17 protein-coding genes are annotated in these 16,507 nt (G+C 61.1%); 12 read left to right on the top strand and 5 right to left on the bottom strand.

All coding sequences use genetic code 11. The features are described 5' to 3' along the window. Positions 1-721 precede the first annotated feature (721 nt). The 6 genes from ACEK02_RS04465 (at position 722) to ACEK02_RS04440 (ending at position 6,271) form a co-directional block, all read left to right on the top strand. On the top strand, positions 722-1,870 hold the full coding sequence (locus tag ACEK02_RS04465; protein ID WP_068730675.1) for a thiolase domain-containing protein: 1,149 nt from the start codon (positions 722-724) through the stop codon (positions 1,868-1,870). Continuing rightward, entirely contained in the window at positions 1,870-2,259 is a 390-nt protein-coding gene (locus ACEK02_RS04460; RefSeq protein ID WP_371420595.1) for a Zn-ribbon domain-containing OB-fold protein, read from the top strand. Before ACEK02_RS04465 ends, ACEK02_RS04460 begins: the two co-directional genes overlap by 1 nt. Positions 2,260-2,357: 98 nt before the next feature. Beyond that, positions 2,358-3,218, top strand: coding sequence for a MaoC/PaaZ C-terminal domain-containing protein (locus tag ACEK02_RS04455; RefSeq protein ID WP_371420594.1), 861 nt, complete (start codon positions 2,358-2,360; stop codon positions 3,216-3,218). A gap of 244 nt (positions 3,219-3,462) precedes the next feature. Next, positions 3,463-4,341, top strand: coding sequence for an SDR family oxidoreductase (locus ACEK02_RS04450; RefSeq protein WP_371420593.1), 879 nt, complete (start codon positions 3,463-3,465; stop codon positions 4,339-4,341). A 79-nt stretch (positions 4,342-4,420) separates the two neighbouring features. Beyond that, positions 4,421-5,377 carry a dihydrodipicolinate synthase family protein gene (locus ACEK02_RS04445; protein WP_371420592.1) on the top strand — a complete coding sequence of 319 codons (957 nt, stop codon included), beginning with the start codon at positions 4,421-4,423 and terminating at the stop codon, positions 5,375-5,377. A 93-nt stretch (positions 5,378-5,470) separates the two neighbouring features. After that, on the top strand, positions 5,471-6,271 hold the full coding sequence (locus ACEK02_RS04440) for an NUDIX hydrolase (RefSeq protein WP_371420591.1): 801 nt from the start codon (positions 5,471-5,473) through the stop codon (positions 6,269-6,271). Between the two features lie 9 nt (positions 6,272-6,280). Here ACEK02_RS04440 and ACEK02_RS04435 read toward each other — a convergent pair whose 3' ends face one another. Continuing rightward, positions 6,281-7,849, bottom strand: coding sequence for a long-chain-fatty-acid--CoA ligase (locus tag ACEK02_RS04435; RefSeq protein WP_371420590.1), 1,569 nt, complete (start codon positions 7,847-7,849; stop codon positions 6,281-6,283). A 247-nt stretch (positions 7,850-8,096) separates the two neighbouring features. Here ACEK02_RS04435 and ACEK02_RS04430 point away from each other — a divergent pair, with 247 nt between their 5' ends. Further along, on the top strand, positions 8,097-10,277 hold the full coding sequence (locus ACEK02_RS04430; protein ID WP_371420589.1) for a PQQ-dependent dehydrogenase, methanol/ethanol family: 2,181 nt from the start codon (positions 8,097-8,099) through the stop codon (positions 10,275-10,277). Between the two features lie 102 nt (positions 10,278-10,379). After that, positions 10,380-13,061, top strand: coding sequence for a PAS domain S-box protein (locus ACEK02_RS04425; protein ID WP_371420588.1), 2,682 nt, complete (start codon positions 10,380-10,382; stop codon positions 13,059-13,061). A 3-nt stretch (positions 13,062-13,064) separates the two neighbouring features. On the opposite strand, the gene ACEK02_RS04420 is transcribed toward ACEK02_RS04425, so the two are convergent. Next, a complete protein-coding gene (locus tag ACEK02_RS04420; RefSeq protein WP_371420587.1) occupies positions 13,065-13,421 on the bottom strand; it encodes a GrlR family regulatory protein in 357 nt (118 codons plus the stop codon). Positions 13,422-13,791: 370 nt separating this feature from the next. Here ACEK02_RS04420 and ACEK02_RS04415 point away from each other — a divergent pair, with 370 nt between their 5' ends. The 3 genes from ACEK02_RS04415 (at position 13,792) to ACEK02_RS04405 (ending at position 15,045) form a co-directional block, all read left to right on the top strand. Continuing rightward, positions 13,792-14,244 carry a hypothetical protein gene (locus ACEK02_RS04415; protein ID WP_371420586.1) on the top strand — a complete coding sequence of 151 codons (453 nt, stop codon included), beginning with the start codon at positions 13,792-13,794 and terminating at the stop codon, positions 14,242-14,244. A gap of 29 nt (positions 14,245-14,273) precedes the next feature. Continuing rightward, the gene (locus tag ACEK02_RS04410) at positions 14,274-14,423 is read left to right on the top strand and encodes a hypothetical protein (RefSeq protein WP_371420585.1); all 150 of its coding nucleotides are present in this window, start codon (positions 14,274-14,276) and stop codon (positions 14,421-14,423) included. A 385-nt stretch (positions 14,424-14,808) separates the two neighbouring features. Further along, positions 14,809-15,045: a hypothetical protein gene (locus ACEK02_RS04405; RefSeq protein WP_371420584.1), complete on the top strand. Its 237-nt coding sequence runs from the start codon at positions 14,809-14,811 to the stop codon at positions 15,043-15,045. Here the strand turns inward: ACEK02_RS04405 and ACEK02_RS04400 are convergent. The 3 genes from ACEK02_RS04400 to ACEK02_RS04390 form a co-directional block, all read right to left on the bottom strand. Beyond that, a complete protein-coding gene (locus tag ACEK02_RS04400; RefSeq protein ID WP_371420583.1) occupies positions 15,014-15,292 on the bottom strand; it encodes a hypothetical protein in 279 nt (92 codons plus the stop codon). The genes ACEK02_RS04405 and ACEK02_RS04400 overlap by 32 nt on opposite strands. Positions 15,293-15,395: 103 nt before the next feature. Continuing rightward, a complete protein-coding gene (locus tag ACEK02_RS04395) occupies positions 15,396-15,614 on the bottom strand; it encodes a hypothetical protein (RefSeq protein ID WP_371420582.1) in 219 nt (72 codons plus the stop codon). Positions 15,615-15,757: 143 nt separating this feature from the next. Next, entirely contained in the window at positions 15,758-16,069 is a 312-nt protein-coding gene (locus ACEK02_RS04390) for a PilZ domain-containing protein (RefSeq protein ID WP_371420596.1), read from the bottom strand. 210 nt (positions 16,070-16,279) lie between these two features. On the opposite strand from ACEK02_RS04390, the gene ACEK02_RS04385 reads away from it, so the two are divergent. Beyond that, positions 16,280-16,402: a hypothetical protein gene (locus ACEK02_RS04385; RefSeq protein ID WP_371420581.1), complete on the top strand. Its 123-nt coding sequence runs from the start codon at positions 16,280-16,282 to the stop codon at positions 16,400-16,402. Positions 16,403-16,507 lie beyond the last annotated feature (105 nt).

Raw genomic sequence — 16,507 nt, 5'->3', positions numbered from 1 at the left:
CGCAGGGCCAAACAAGGGTGACCTTGATCGGTCGCCTGGGCAAGCATTCAGCAAGTCGACAAAACACCGCAGGCGGAACGTCGGGCAATCGCCCGTGCTTTCCGAAAGTCCTGATGCGCCAACTTGCGGAAGACCGCATCGGCATCAGGCCCAGGGGTGCATCGGGCACCCGGCGTTCCGCACGCCCTCTCGCAAGGGGGCGGGAATGCAAGAGACGACGGCGCCCCCGCGCCGCAAATAACAGGGGCGATGACGCATGTCTGAAGGGCAAGTGTCTGAAGCGCAGTGGCTGTTTGACAGTTGAATCTGATGAGGCCCAAGCGTCAGGCCGTAGAATGGGGTGAGCGCAGGCGCATCTTGCGCCGGAGCGAAACCCATCAACTGTACGAACCAAGCGATGGGTTTCGCTGCGCTCACTCCATCCTGCGAGCGCGACTGTGTGACAGTTGAATCCATGTCGGATGTCGCGGCCTGCGCGAGCGCAAGCATTCGTAGCTCCGTCCAGCCCACCACTTCCGGAAATCCTGACCTCCGCTTTTGTGAGAGCTCGCTGACCAGATTGGTAAACAGCTAAATCTCCGGCGAAAAAGCATCCGGCCGTGTCGCATCCATTCCGCTCTGTGAAATTCACGTCCGCAGCGTGAAATGTTGTCGCTTGCCAAGGCTGCCGTGAAAGGTCACAAAAAACTGAACTGGGACGAAACACCAAGCGGAGAGACGTTTGAGCATCAAGGGCAAGGCATATATCGCCGGCATCTACGAACATCCGACCCGGCACGCGCCGGATAAATCCATTGCGCAGTTGCATGCCGAAGTCGCCAAGGGCGCGCTTGAGGATGCAGGCCTCACGCATAAGGACGTTGACGGTTATTTCTGCGCCGGCGATGCGCAGGGAGGCCTGTGGCCGATGGTCGATTATCTCGGCCTCAAGCCACGGCACGTCGATTCAACCGAGACCGGCGGCTGCTCCTATATCATTCATCTCGGCCATGCCGCGCAGGCGATCGCCGCCGGCAAGTGCTCGATCGCACTCGTCACATTGGCCGGCAAGCCGCGCACCGGCGTGATGCCGCCGCGTCTGCAGGGCGCCGAAGCCGATTTCGAGACTGCCTATGGCGCCACCACGCATAATGCCTATGGCATGTGTGCCATGCGTCACATGCACGACTACGGTACGACCAGCGAACAGCTCGCCTGGATCAAGGTCGCAGCCTCGCATCACGCGCAATACAACCCGCATGCGATGCTCAAGGATGTCGTCACCGTCGAGGACGTGCTGAACTCTCCGATGATCTCCGATCCCTTGCACCGCATGGATTGCTGCGTCGTCTCCGACGGCGGCGGCGCGATGATCGTGACCACGCCCGAGATTGCGAAGAGCCTTAAGAAGCCGCTGGTCCGCCTGATCGGCCACGGCGAAGCGATGAAGGGTCCGCGCGGCGGCAAGGATCTCGATCTCACTTACTCGGCCGGTGTGTGGTCCGGTCCGCGCGCTTTCGAGGAAGCGGGCGTGACGCCGCAGGACATGAAGTACGCGTCGATCTATGACAGCTTCACCATTACCGTGCTGATGCAGCTCGAAGACCTCGGCTTCTGCAAGAAGGGCGACGGCGGCAAGTTCGTGTCCGACGGCAACCTGATCTCGGGCGTCGGCAAGCTGCCGTTCAACACCGATGGCGGTGGCCTCTGCAGCAACCATCCCGTCAATCGCGGCGGCATGACCAAGATCCTCGAAGCCGTGCGCCAGCTGCGCGGCGAAGCCCATCCCAAGGTGCAGGTGCCGAATTGCGATCTGGCGATCGCCCATGGCACCGGAGGCCTGCTCGGCGTGCGCCACGCCGCATCGACCGCCATTCTGGAGCGCGTGTAATGACTGAAGCCAAGAAGTATCCGACCCCGGTTGGCAATCCTGAATCGCAGCCCTTCTGGGATGCGGCCAAGGACGGCAAGTTCATGATCAAGCGCTGCACGACCTGCGGCGAGGCGCATTTCTTCCCGCGCGCGATCTGCCCGTTCTGCTTCTCCGACAAGACCGAATGGGAGCAGTCGTCGGGCGAGGGCGAGATCTACACCTACAGCCATATGCGCAAATCGGCGACCGGCCCTTACGTCATCGCCTATGTCACGCTGAAGGAAGGCCCCTCGGTGCAGACCAACATCGTCGATTGCGAGCCGGACAGTCTGAAGATCGGCCAGAAGGTGAAGGTGGTGTGGAAGCAAACCGACGGCGCGCCGCTGCCGTTCTTCACGCCTGCGTAACGGCTCTACTTCCCTCTCCCCCACGCGAAGCGAAGCTGCGCGAGGCGGGGGAGAGGGCGCAACCACAAGCGCCGCAAAAAAAAGGAGAGGGAACTCACATGCCCATCAACTACGAAGCGATGATGGCGATGAAAAACATCGGCCAGAAATATGCCTGGACCGATCGCGAAGTGATGCTCTACGCCTATGGTATCGGCATGGGCGCCGATCCGATGGACGAGAAGGAACTGGCCTTCGTCAACGAGGGCACCTACACGCCGCGTCCGCTGAAGGTCGTGCCGACCTATGCATCGGTCGCCGCCTGGGGGTCGAGCCCCGGCGAGATGAATCTGAACAAGCTGCTGGTGGTCGACGGCGAGCGCGACATCACCTTCCACAAGCCGATGCCGGTGGCCGCGAAGATCACCGCGGACAGCAGCGTGCTCGGCGTGTTCGATAAGGGCGCCGACAAGGGCGCGGTGATCCTGCATCAGACGATCCTGCGCGATGAAGCCGGCGAGCCGCTGGCGACTTTGGTGGCGTCGCGTTTCGCCCGCGGCGATGGCGGTTTCGGAGGCAAGTCCGAAGGCCAGCCCGAACCGCATGCGATGCCGAAGCGCGCACCGGACAAGACGGTCGATATCACCACGCGGCCCGATCAGGCGCTGATCTATCGCCTGTGCGGCGATCGCAACCCGCTGCATAGCGATCCCGAATTCGCCAAGCGCGCCGGCTTCCCGCGTCCGATCCTGCACGGCATGTGCACCTACGGCATCACCTGCCGCGGCGTGCTGCAGACCTATGCCGACTACGATCCCTCCGCGTTCAAGCAGCATGCGGTGCGGTTCTCGTCGCCGGTCTATCCCGGCGAGACCGTGAGCATGGACCTGTGGAAGGACGGCAACGTCGTGTCGTTCGAGGCCAAGGTGAAGGAACGCGGCGTCACCGTGATCAAGAGCGGCAAGACGGTGCTGGCATGATGTTGCTGCCCTCGCCCCGCAGGGCGAAGCGAAGCTTCGCTAGGCGGGGAGAGGGTGGCGCGACAAGCGAAGCTTGTTGCGACGGGTGAGGGGGAGTCTTAGCGACTCTCAGGCTCCCCCTCACCCGGAACCGAGCTAAACGCTCGGCTCCGACCTCTCCCCGCAAGCGGGGAGAGGTTAAGAAGAAAACGCAACGTCGATTGCGAAGTAACAAAGGCAAGAAACAAAAAACAGGGAGCGTGTCATGGGTCTTCTCGACGGCAAGGTCGCCATCATCACAGGCGCCGGTGGCGGCCTCGGTGAAGCCTACGCCAAACTGTTTGCGCGCGAAGGCGCATCCGTCGTGGTCAACGATCTCGGCGGCCCGCGCGATGGCTCCGGCTCTGATCTGTCGATGGCGCAGCAGGTCGTCGATGCCATCAGCAAAGCCGGCGGCAAGGCGGTCGCCAATGGCTCCGACATTTCGACCATGGCCGGTGGCCAGTCCGTGTTCGACGACGCCATCAAGGCCTTCGGCAAGGTCGATATCCTCGTCAACAATGCCGGCATCCTGCTCGACCAGACCTTCGCCAAGGCCACCGAAGCCGCGTGGGACAAGGTCATGAAGGTGCATCTCAAAGGCACGTTCTGCGTCACCCAGCCCGCATTCAAGTGGATGAAGGAGAATGGCGGCGGCGTCATCGTCAATACGTCGTCGACCTCCGGCCTGATCGGCAATTTCGGCCAGAGCAATTACGGTGCGGCGAAAGGCGGCATCTGGGGCCTGTCCAATGTGCTGGCCATCGAGGGCCGCAAATACAACATTCGCGTGTGGACGCTGTCGCCGGGCGCGCTGACGCGGATGACCGCGGATCTGCCCCGCTATATCGAAAATCCCGGCGCAGCGCTGGGTCCGGACGGCATCGCGCCGGCGGTGCTCTATATGGTCAGCGACCTCTCCGGCAACCAGACGGGCAAGGTGCTTGGCGTCTCCGGCCCGCGCGGCGTCCGCGAGATGAAGATGATGGAAATGGAAGGCTGGAAGCCGCCCCATGACGGCTGGAAGGCTGAGGATATCGTGACCCATGCCGGCGAGATATTCTTCTCGGAGGAGGCGGGCCAGCACCGGGCGCGGCGTTTTTGAGGTGCACTTACCTCCTGTTCGGGCGGACAGACGGGATATTTCCCGGTAGACTGCCGGCATCCATTCACAGAGGCCCATGATGAAACTGACGTCCAAAGCCACCGGCACCTTCGCCATCGCACCGACCCCGTTCCTTGAGGACGGCCGCATCGACGACAAATCGATTGATGGCCTGACGGACTTCTATGCCCAGGTCGGCTGCAACGGTGTGACCGTGCTCGGCATCATGGGCGAGGCGCCGAAGCTGGAGGGGGCCGAGTCCGAGGCCGTGGCCACCCGCTTCATCAAGCGCGCCGGCGACAAGATGCAGATCATCGTCGGCGTTTCCGCGCCCGGTTTCGCCGCCATGCGTTCGCTGGCGTTGAAGTCGATGGATGCCGGCGCTGCCGGAGTCATGATCGCCCCGCCGCCGCATCTGCGCACCGACGATCAGATCACCAACTATTTCAAGCAGGCAGTAGAAGCGATCGGCGATGACGTGCCGTGGGTACTGCAGGATTATCCGCTGACCCTCAGTGTGGTGATGACACCTGCGGTGATCCGCAAGATCATCATGGACTCCAAGTCCTGCGTGATGCTCAAGCACGAGGACTGGCCGGGTCTGGAGAAGATCACCGCGCTGCGCAACTTCCAGAAGGATGGCAGCCTGCGCGAAACCTCGATCCTCACCGGCAATGGCGGCGTGTTCCTGGATTTCGAAATGGAGCGCGGCGCCGATGGCGCGATGACGGGTTATGCCTTCCCTGAGCTGCTGATCGACGTCGTCAATCTCTCCAAGAAGGGCGAGCGCGACAAGGCACATGACCTGTTCGACGCGCATCTGCCGCTGATCCGCTACGAGCAGCAGCTCGGCATCGGTCTCGCGGTTCGCAAATATGTGCTGCAGAAGCGCGGTATCATCGCGTCCGCAGCCCAGCGCAAGCCGGGTCTGGCGATATCAGCGCAGGCGAAGGCGGAGGTCGATTATCTCCTCTCGCGCGTCGCGCGCTACGACAAACGCGCCAACATCGCGCCGCAGTCGAGCGCTGCGGGTTAATTCCAAGCGTCACCATGCCCGGAGGAAACTCCGGGCATGGTGTTTTGAATGATAAGCGGCATCATCAAAGAATGCCGATCAGGGAGAAACTGAATGCCAAGCGAGCCCGGCGTTGTGCGTCCTGCTTCCACCATCCTCCTGCTGCGCAAGGGTGCAACCGACGCCATCGACGTCTTCATGATGGTGCGGCACTATCAGATCGAATTCGCATCGGGCGCACTGGTGTTTCCAGGAGGCAGCGTCGATGCCGGAGATCACGACATTGGCACACAGCCGAAACTCTTCAGCGGCGGCCAGGGCCTCGATCCGGATATGCTCGCATTTCGGATTGCCGCAATCCGCGAGACCTTCGAAGAAAGCCGCATTCTGCTCGCGCGGCCGCGTGGATCGAAGGACCTGATCGCCGCGACGAAGGCCAGCGCCATCGCCGATCAGCATCGCGATGCTTTGAACGAGGGTAAGGTCAAGTTCGCCGATATCATCGCCGAGAATGATCTGGAGCTGGCGCTCGATCTGCTGGTGCCCTACGCGCACTGGATCACGCCGGAAGGCATGAAGAAGCGGTTCGACACCTGGTTCTTTCTCGCCGAGGCGCCGCCTGAACAGGTCGGCATGCATGACGGCAAGGAGTCCACGGACTCGATCTGGCTGTCGCCCCGCGAAGCGCTGGAAGGCGGTGTATCTGGTCGTTTCACGCTGCCGTTCCCGACCACGCGGAATCTCATCAAGCTCGGCAAACAGCCTAGCGTCGCGGGGGCGCTCGACGACGCCAACCGCAGCACGGTCGTCAGCGTGACGCCCACCGTCACTCGGGATGGCGACAAGCGTCAGTTGCGGATTCCGATCGAGGCGGGCTATGACGGCGAGGTGTTCGAACTCACCGGCGCTCCATAGCGCGCTGAACTATCCAGCCTTGGCCTGCGGCGCGGCTGCGCCATTCTCCCAGAACGGCCGTCGCAACTCGCGCTTCAGCACCTTGCCGGCACCCGACAGCGGGAACGGTTCGTTGCGCACATCCACGCTGCGCGGGCATTTGTAGCCGGCGATCTTCTCCTTGCAAAAGGCGATGATCTCGGCGGCATTGACACTCGCGCCGGGCTTCGGAATGACGAAGGCATGCACGGTCTCGCCCCATTGCGGATCGGGAATGCCGATCACGGCGCATTGCGCGACGGCGGGATGCTGCGCGACGACGTTCTCGACTTCGGTGGAATAGACGTTCTCGCCGCCGGAAATGATCATGTCCTTCATCCGATCGACCAGATAGATGTAGCCATCGTCGTCCATGTAGCCGCCGTCGCCTGTATGCATCCAGCCGTCGATCACGGCCTTGGCGGTTTCCTCCGGCCGTTCCCAATATCCCATCATCACGTTCTGACCGCGCACCGCGACTTCGCCGACTTCGCCATGCGGCACAGGCTTGCGGTTGGCGTCGACGATGCGCGCCTCGCAGCCGATTGCCGCGCGGCCGCAGGCGCGTTGACGGTTCTTGGCGGTCGCTTCCTCGCCAATATGCTGATCCCACGGCAGATGCGTCGCCAGCGGTGACAGTTCGGTCATGCCATAGAGCTGATGGAATTCAGTGCCCGGCATGCCGGCGATTGCGCGCTTCAGCAGCGCTTCGTTGATCGGCGAGGCGCCGTACATCATGATCTTCATCGACGACAGGTCGGCGGTCGCAAACGTGGGATGATCGACCAGCATCTGGATCATGGTCGGGACGATCAACGTGGCCGATACTTTCTCGCGGGCGATGGTCTGCATCACCAATTCAGGATTGAAGACCCGCACAATGACATTGGTGCCACCCGACGCCAGGGAGGTGAACATTGCACCGCCATTGGCGACATGAAACATCGGCGCGGCATTCATATAGATCGAGCCATGGGGCAGGAGCCCTTCGCTCATCATGTGCAGCGAGTTGCTCATGATATTGCCGTGGCTCAGCATCACCCCCTTAGAACGGCCTGTCGTGCCGCCCGTGTAGAAAATGCCGGCAAGATCCTCGCGTGCTCGCATCGCGTCGGGAACAGGCTGGCTGGTCTCGACCATTTCCTCATAGTGGTGTGCTTCCGCCGGCCCCTTGTCGTCGTCTGCATAGATCAATGCTAGCGGCATGGCCCTGGCGAGTTCGACGCCCATGGCGGCGAAGGCGCTGTCGACGACAAGCGCCGAGGCGCGGCAGTCGAGCAGGGAGTCGAGAATTTCCGCCTGGCTCCAGCGCGTATTCGTCGGCACGATCACAGCGCCGGCCCAGGCAATGCCCAGATAGAGTTCGAGATAGCGATCCGAATTCAGCATCAGAACGGCAACGCGGTCGCCATGCTTGACATCAAGCTTTTGCAGTGCGCCCGCGAGCCGCGCGACACGATCGCCAACCTCGCGCCACGTACGGCGGCGATCGCCGTCGATGGTGGCAATTGTTTGCGAGCCGGTCTGCAGCGCACGGCGCAAGCCTTGCGTGATGTTCATGGCGTTCTCCCTCTCGGCATCGTGGATGCTGCACGCATCTCTGTCGGTGGCGATCATAGCGACGGGTGAGGGACGGGCAAGCGTGGTCAATCGCTTGTATCTCACCGGATGGTTCAAAGGATCGCTGCGAGCTTTGCGATGCAAAACGCGACAGAGACAAATCTGGAACTGTTCTCATCTGTTGACGATTCAACTCCCGCGGGTAACATCACAACAGGCCCGCCAGAGGCCATTGGGAGTGAAATGCATGAGACAGCTTGCTCGTCGGGGCGCGTCCTCGCGTCCATTTTTCAACGGGACACTCAACTCACACGCAATACTGCACCGTTGGCTCCGAACATCCATCGCGGCGACGCTCGGCGCGACATTGCTGGGCGGCGGCGCCCATGCGCAGACCAAAGGCTCTCCCGATCATATCAAGGCTGCCACCTCGGCGATCGACAGCACTGCGATTACGGCTAACACGGCGACGTCCAGGGACTGGCCGACTTATGGCCTCGATTATGCAGAGACGCGCTTCAGCAAGCTCAATCAGATTACAGCCGAGAATGTCAAAGATATCGGCCTGATGTGGACCTACAATCTGGAATCCATCCGTGGCGTTGAGGCGACGCCGCTGGTCGTTGACGGCATCATGTATGTATCTGCGCCCTGGAGCGTCGTGCATGCGGTCGATACCCGCACCGGCAAGCGCATCTGGAGCTACGATCCCGGGGTGGATCGCGAAAAGGGCTATCGCGGTTGCTGTGACGTGGTGAACCGCGGCGTCGCGCTCTACAAGGGCAAGGTGTTCGTCGGTGCCTATGACGGCCGGCTGGTCGCGCTGGATGCAGCAACGGGCACGAAGGTCTGGGAGAAGGACACGGTCATCGACCGCAAGATGTCCTATACGATCACCGGTGCGCCGCGGGTGTTCAACGGCAAGGTGGTGATCGGTAATGGTGGCGCCGAATATGGCGTACGTGGCTATGTCACGGCCTATGACGCTGAGACCGGCAATCAGGCATGGCGCTGGTTCACGGTGCCCGGCGATCCGGCCAAACCGTTCGAGGACGACTCGATGGCCGCGGCCGCCAAGACGTGGGATCCTGCCGGCAAATACTGGGTCAATGGCGGTGGCGGCTCGGCCTGGGATACGATCACCTTCGATCCTGACCTGAACATGGTCTATATCGGCACCGGCAACGGCTCGCCGTGGAATCGCAATCTGCGCAGTCCGGGAGGCGGCGATAATCTCTATCTCGGCTCCATCGTCGCGCTGAATGCCGATACCGGGAAATATCTCTGGCACTATCAGGAAACGCCCGGCGACAACTGGGACTACACCTCGACGCAGCCAATGATCCTCGCCGATCTCACCATCGACGGCGCGCCGCGCAAGGTGGTGCTGCATGCGCCGAAGAACGGCTTCTTCTTCGTCATCGATCGCACCAACGGCAAGTTCATCTCGGCGAAGAACTTCGTCGATGTGAACTGGGCCACAGGCTATGACGCCAGCGGTCGTCCGATCGAAGTCCCGGCAGCGCGCTCGCCGGACAAATCCTTCGACAGCATTCCCGGACCGTTCGGAGCCCATAATTGGCATCCGATGTCGTTCAATCCGCAGACCGGGCTGGTCTATCTGCCTGCGCAGGGCGTGCCTTTGAACCTCACGGGTGAGAAGACACTGGTGCAGAATGCGCCGGGCTCGAACAAGTACGGCGGCACGACTGGCTGGAACGTCGGCTTTGCTCTCAACGCCGAGCCGCCGAAAAACCTGCCATTCGGTCGCCTGATCGCCTGGGACCCGGTGAAGCAGAAAGAAGCGTGGCGTGCCGAATACATCGCCCCCTGGAATGGCGGCACGCTCACGACGGCCGGCAATCTCGTGTTCCAGGGCTCTGCCGATGGCCGCTTCATCGCCTATAACGCCAAGACCGGCGAGAAGCTCTGGGAGACGCCTGTCGGCACCGGTGTCGTTGCAGCACCGGCGACCTACACGGTCGATGGCGTGCAATATGTCTCGGTGGCGGTCGGATGGGGCGGAGTGTTCGGCATCACGCAGCGTGCTACGGATCGTGACGCACCCGGCACGGTCTATACCTTTGCCATCGGCGGCAAGGCGCCGTTACCGGCCTTCACCAAATATCAGATCGGCAATCTGCTGACTGGCGTGAAGTACGATCCCGCTCACGTGCCGGAGGGCACCTCGATCTATGTCAACGCTTGTGCGACCTGTCACGGCGTGCCCGGCGTGGACAAGGGCGGCAATGTTCCCAATCTCGGTTACGTGTCCACCGAGACCATCACCAACCTGAAGGACATCGTCTTCAACGGGCCGTTCAAGGACAAGGGCATGCCGGATTTTACCGGCAAGCTAACCGAGGCGGATGTGGTCAAGATCCAGGCCTTCATCCAGGGGACGGCCGACGCGATCAGGCCGAAATAAACACCATGCTGGACGGTTCGCCCCCACCGGGCCGTCCAGCATGTTCCCCCCGCGGCTGAAGTCAGGATATATTGGGACGCTCTGAAGCCCGGTCCCACAACCATGTCCTCTGCCATCGCGGCATTTTTTCAGCGGGTCCGATCGTCCTCGCTCTCGATTGGCCAGCTGACCTTCAGCGGGTTTCTGCTGGTGCTGACCGTGATCCTGATCACCAGCATCGCCAGCGTGGTCGCGATCCGTCATATCGACAATACCTTCGCCGAGCTTGAGCGGCTGCAGACCGTCGGCGATCTGGCCGAAAACATCGACCGCCGCCTCATCAGCCTGCGGTTGGCTGCACGCGATTTTGTCACCGATCCCGACGCACAGCCGGAGAAGGTTTCGCAGGCAGCCACGGCGCTCGGCGATCTCCTGAAGAAGACCCGGATCGAGCTTGCGCCCGAGCAACGCGATATGATCGACGGTGTCGATGCGCGGCTGACCAAGTATCGCGAAGGGATCGAACGCATCTCGTCGCTCATTGCACGTCGCTCCGCTATGCTGGCTACGCTCCCGCCGCTCCGCGAGCAGTTCGAGAGCGCAATTCCGGATGTGACGAATTCGAACGCCGCCAAGGCCATGTTCCGTGCGCAGAACGAGATTGCCGCGGCTTTGCTCGCGCGCGATCCGGTCGGGGCCGAGCAGGCCGCGCAGCGCATGCGCGCGCTGCCGATCAGCACGCCTGCGCTCCGTGTTGCTGCCGATGCGTATACCGATGCAATCATTTCGATCTCGGAGACCGAAAGCCAGATCGCTGATCTCGACAGGGACGTGCTTGGAGCGGAAGGACGCTTGATCGGGCGGGTGACCGAATTGTTGCGCGAACTCAGCGCCCGTCGGGGCCGGGTGCTGTCGCGTGAGTTCGCGCGCACACTGACCGAGGCAAGGTGGCAAAGCATCATCCTTGGCACGGCCGGCGTTCTGGTTGGGCTACTGGCGGCGCTATTCGTCGTTCGGCGCATCGTGAAGCCGCTGAAGGCGATTGCCCGATCCATCCGCTCGCTGGCCGGCGGTGCCAAGTATACGCCGATCCCGGCCATGGACCTGGAAAATGAAATCGGCGATATCGCCCGTGCTGCGGAGGTGTTCCGCAAGACGCTGGTCGATGCGGATGCCGCGCGCGAGGCTGCAGTGCATGCGCTGGCGGAACAACGGCTCGCAGAAGAAAGCTATCGCAAGCTGTTCGAGGGCTCCATCGACGGCATTTATGTGACGACGCCTGCGGGCGCATTGCTCAATGCCAATCCGGCACTGGCGCGGATGATGGGGTATGACTCACCGGAAGACCTGATCCGCGCCACGCTGGATATCTCGCGCAACATCTATGTCGATCCCGTGGCGCGCGCCGAGTATCAACAGCGCATGGAAAGCGACGGCATGGTGCGCGAATTCGAGTATCAGGTCCGCCAACGGCACGACACGATCCTCTGGCTGTCCGACAGCGCCACGGCGGTCCGCGACGAGAATGGCGTCGTCGTGCGCTATGAGGGAACAGTCCGCGACATCACCAACCAGAAACATGCCGAAGCAGCGATCAAGGAAGGCCGCCGTCTGCTGCAACAGGTCATCGACACCGTTCCGGCCGTGATCAATGTGAAGGACACCGATCTGCGCTATGTCCTGATGAACCGTTACATGGCGGGAATTTTCGGCATCGAGCCCGACGAGGCGCTCGGGAAGACCACCGGTGAGTTGATGAAGCGCTTTGGCGCATCAAAGACGGATTCGCCCGACAAGAAAGTACTCGAGACACGTAAGGGCATCGGCTTCTATGAGGAAGAATACCAGGACGCCGCCGGCGTCATGCGGCAGTGGCTGGTCAACAAGCTGCCTTTGCTGACGGCGGATGGTGATGTCCAGAACATCGTGACCGTGGCGCTCGATATCGGCCAGCGCAAGCGCAGTGAGCAGGAGATGCTCAAGGCCAAGGACGCTGCCGAAACGGCACTGCGCAATCTGCGTGAGACGCAGAATTCGCTGATCGAGGCGGAGAAGCTCGCCGCGCTTGGGCGGCTGGTTGCCGGCGTGGCCCATGAGGTCAACAATCCCGTCGGCATCAGCCTGACGGTGGCTTCGTCGCTGGAACGCAAGATTGCGCTGTTCGGCGAGGAGGTCGCGCGCGGTGAGTTGCGTCGCTCGACTCTGATGGAGTTCATCGATTCCAACCGCGACGCGGCGGCGCAATTGGTCGCCAATCTCAATCGCGCCGCTGAGTTGATCCAGTCGTTCAAGCAGGTTTCCGCTGACCGTAATTATTCAGACCAGCGTGTTTTTGATCTCGCCGATCTCACCGAACAGGTGGTGATGAGTTTGAAGCCGGGATTACGAAAACAGAAGCTGGCGCTCTCGGTCGACTGCAAGCCGGGACTAACGATGAACAGCTATCCGGGCCCGTATGGTCAGGTACTGACCAATCTGTTCCTGAATTCCGTCGCTCATGCATTTCCCGATGGCAATGGTGGCTCGGTCGAGATCAAGGTGCAGGAAGCCGGCAACGATCACGTGGAAATTCTGTTCGCGGATAACGGCGTCGGCATGAGCCCGGAGGTCCGGCGGCGCGCGTTCGACCCGTTCTTCACGACGCGCCGGGACCAGGGCGGCACGGGGCTCGGCCTGCACATCGTGTACAGCATCGTTACCAGCCGCCTCGGTGGTCGTCTGCATCTGCAGTCCGCTCCCGGGCAGGGAACGCGTATCCAGATCATCTTGCCGCGCGTTGCGCCGCTGGAGTTGGCCGCTGAGTAGGGCCTATTCGGCGTCGGCAAGCTTGCGCAATGTGGCGCGAAAAATCAGGCTGTTCTTGCCGACCAGGGCTGTGCCGTTCATCGTCGCCGCGGTGTCGGTGAATGTACCGGATACGCCAATGCCCACAGGTTGGGACTGGCCGCCAAACAGCGGGCTCATATTCGGGCTCGGTGTGTGCTGCATGACCGAGACTTCGCCCTTGAAGGTGTCGGTTCCGGGATTCACGACATAACTTCCGACATAGAAAAGGTAGGCGTCGCCGCCGAGAATTTCGCCATTGCGAAACACGACAACGCCACTGCCTTTGCCCGAGCGACCATCCTGCAGGTCGACATGGATCGAATAAAGTGCGTTTTTCATACTGTCCCGGTGACACAACCCGTCCCTTGGTTGTGCACGTGCAAGTATGGCAAACACCACCTGCCAGCGTCAACGCAGCAAACGTGCGTCATTGCGCTCTGTTCGAGTGCGGTGGTAACCTTCTTTATGATGGTATTTTGATCTCGTGGTATCGCAGAGTTATCACCACAAATTCGCTGCAGTGCGACGAGAATTTACGGAGCAGAACGAGAATCGATTATCGTTCTGCCGAGCTTCTGCCGCAATGATAGGCCGCAGTTGCTTTTCGTAAGTCGTGTACTCGCTTGGCGTGAACGATACGGAAGAGGCGGGCTCTTTGCCCGCGACATAGCTGAACATCATTGTGCCGGCCGGGGGCTGGAGCAAGCAAATGAGCGACTGGATGTCTTCCGGCGCTGGTGCGCCGTGTTCGCAAGGTAATAACTCTCTCCATCGACGCCGCAAGCGTCGCGCCGGCTGGTTGAAGCTGGGAGCGTCAACCGTATGCTTTGCTGTGCTGCTATCGATACCGTTGCTTCAATCGGTTGCTGCGCGCGATCGCGGGCAATTCGCGAACAGCAGCCCCGATCTGAAGGCTTGGTTTGATAGTCTGCGCAGCGGCAAGGGGCCGTGTTGCTCCGACGCAGACGGTAGCGCCGTCAGCGATGTCGATTGGGAATCCAACAGCGGGCACTACAAGGTAAGGATCGACGGGGCATGGCTCGATGTGCCCGATGAGGCTGTTATCACGGTGCCGAACCGCGTGGGTCGCACTATGGTGTGGCCGATACAAGGGGCGTCCGGCACACTGATCCGTTGCTTCATGCCGGGCAGCATGACCTGACTCAGGGCGCTTGGCGGATCGATGCGAGCGTGGCGATCAACGAGATCGCCGCGAGGATGATTACCATCGCGCCATATATGTCGAGCGTCGGCAACGGGCCGAGCGTCGGAATCGCCAAGCCTGCGATGATGGTGCAGGTTCAAGACGAGATCGCAGGCGATGAAGATCACGAAGAGTAATCCGGCATGCTCGTGTGCAGGCACGAGGCACCAGGGTCCGGTGGCTCGTGCACCCTGTGCGAGATTGCATGGCTCGTTTCGATCGCGGCTCTTAACACGGTGCGAATCTTTCCTATACTCAAGGTGTCACAAACAATGAAAGGAGGTGGTCCAGTGTCTAATTCCAAGCGCTGTCACCTCGCTGAGGCCGCCCGCTAGGCTCATTCTTTGAGCTTCGCAAGGGCGTCTCGGCGCCTGGTTCAGCGAGAACAGGGAAAGGGCGTGCCGAGCAATCGGGGCGCCCTTTCTTCTGAGAGCTCCCCTGTCGCGTCATGAAACATGGCGCTTGATCCACGATCGATCCGTGCCAATCTGCCTAGGGTTGCTTGTGTCCGGAGTAACAGCAATGCCGGGAACGCCGCGTGATCTGGCAGACAGAATGGCCGCGCGCCAGAAGCGCGCAATCGATGACGGCTATGTGCGAGAAACCTTCACGCAGCCACGCGAGAACGCCCGCAACACGGCGCGGGCGTTTCTGAAGCGATTTCCGAAGCAAGCCTACATGAGTGAAGTCGAGCGCTGGCACGAGCTACCAGACGGCGAGATCGAATTTACGATGCGGCGGCTGCGGAGCGCTGATTGAGCTGACAGGCGGTAATCATCTGGCACATGTCGTTCTCGCGCAAGCCGGTGGCGTCTGATTTCTCAATCGGGTCGGCGGCGCATGCGTGGATCGCATAGCCCATATCGAGAAGACGACGAGGGGGATCTTCCTCGCCAAGACCGACCTCCATCACCAGACCACTCTCGGCGGCATGCTGCCAAACATCCGATTTGTTGGGAAAGGCCTTGCTGACTTTGATCGAATTGGAAAACAGGGCGTAGGGCATGCGGCAACCTCCGTTTTGAGGCGATAAAGCGGAATATGGCATCTGGTTGCAGCGCAGCAAGCCCGACTTTCGTTGTCCACGAGGTCGTGATGATTGGTGATTGTCAGTCTCGATGGGAAATCTGCAGTTCGACCAGCGCCATGGTCTGGAGCATCGTCGGATCGCGTTCACCCTCGCGTGTGGTGCGCAGGATGCTTTCGGCAATGGATTGCACGTGAGCGGAGTTGACGGGATGCGGCAGCGTTGACACGGCACCGTCAAGAGCCTGTTTCATCACCGAAATCGTATCAGGCGGAAACGCGGCATGGGAAAAGTTCTTCACGGTGGCCTCCCGGGCTGAAACGGACAAACGCACCCAACTGTTGACGGGAGGACAAGGTCTGGCGCGGGAAATTGTTCCTGCCGCAAAGGTGGGCAGGTCAGCGCAACAATGCGGCGGTCGGTTCCAGAGATCGCCGCAGGAGTTCAGGATTCAGCGTCAGCCGGCCGGGTGGCTTTCTTCTTGGCGCCCTGGCGCAGAAACGTCGCGCCAATCTCCTCGCCGTTGACCCAGGCCAGCTCGCAGCGCCGAAACGCCAGCCCGGTGGACGATAGCAACAGGAAGAACTCCTTGAGATTGATCCCCTCGATCGAACTCTCGACGATAAGGCGCGCGCCCGTCTCGGACACGTCCATGATGCGGCAGCTGCGGCGCCATGTGCCGTCAATGGCCATTAGCCAGACGGGAAAACCGCGCTCGAACGCGACGCGGCCAGTATTTCGGTTTTCAGGGATCATCGACGCTTCCTTGGCGCCGGTGATTTTAGATCGGATGGTGGTAACGGCTGGTAAATACCGTTCAGGGCGGGCTCTTTGCCGTTCAGCAGGCCATGCGATGCTGTTTTGAAAGGCCCGCGGTGCAGCTGCGGTTCCGCGACTCCTGCTCAATCCGTCATCCGCCCAATTCGATGTCTTGCGGTCGGTCAAGGTCGATGCCGGGAAATATGGTTGGACGAAATCCGGGAAGCCCTTCGCGCTCTGATGGCCATCGACGCCAAGAGTGCGGAGTTTCCCCACGCCTGGGCGGCATTCGTGCGGTTGCGGGCGATCGAGCGCGAAGCGGGCGCCTAGTCTCTGGAAAAGTCGAATGGACACAGGCGTTTAACGACGCCCGTGATGGTGCGCCATTCAGAATAAAACTACGAACTCTTATACTATTGAAATCGCTATATAACT

It is taken from the genome of Tardiphaga sp., assembly GCF_041424195.1.
Classification (GTDB): domain Bacteria; phylum Pseudomonadota; class Alphaproteobacteria; order Rhizobiales; family Xanthobacteraceae; genus Tardiphaga.
This window is presented reverse-complemented; position numbering and strand designations above follow the sequence as displayed.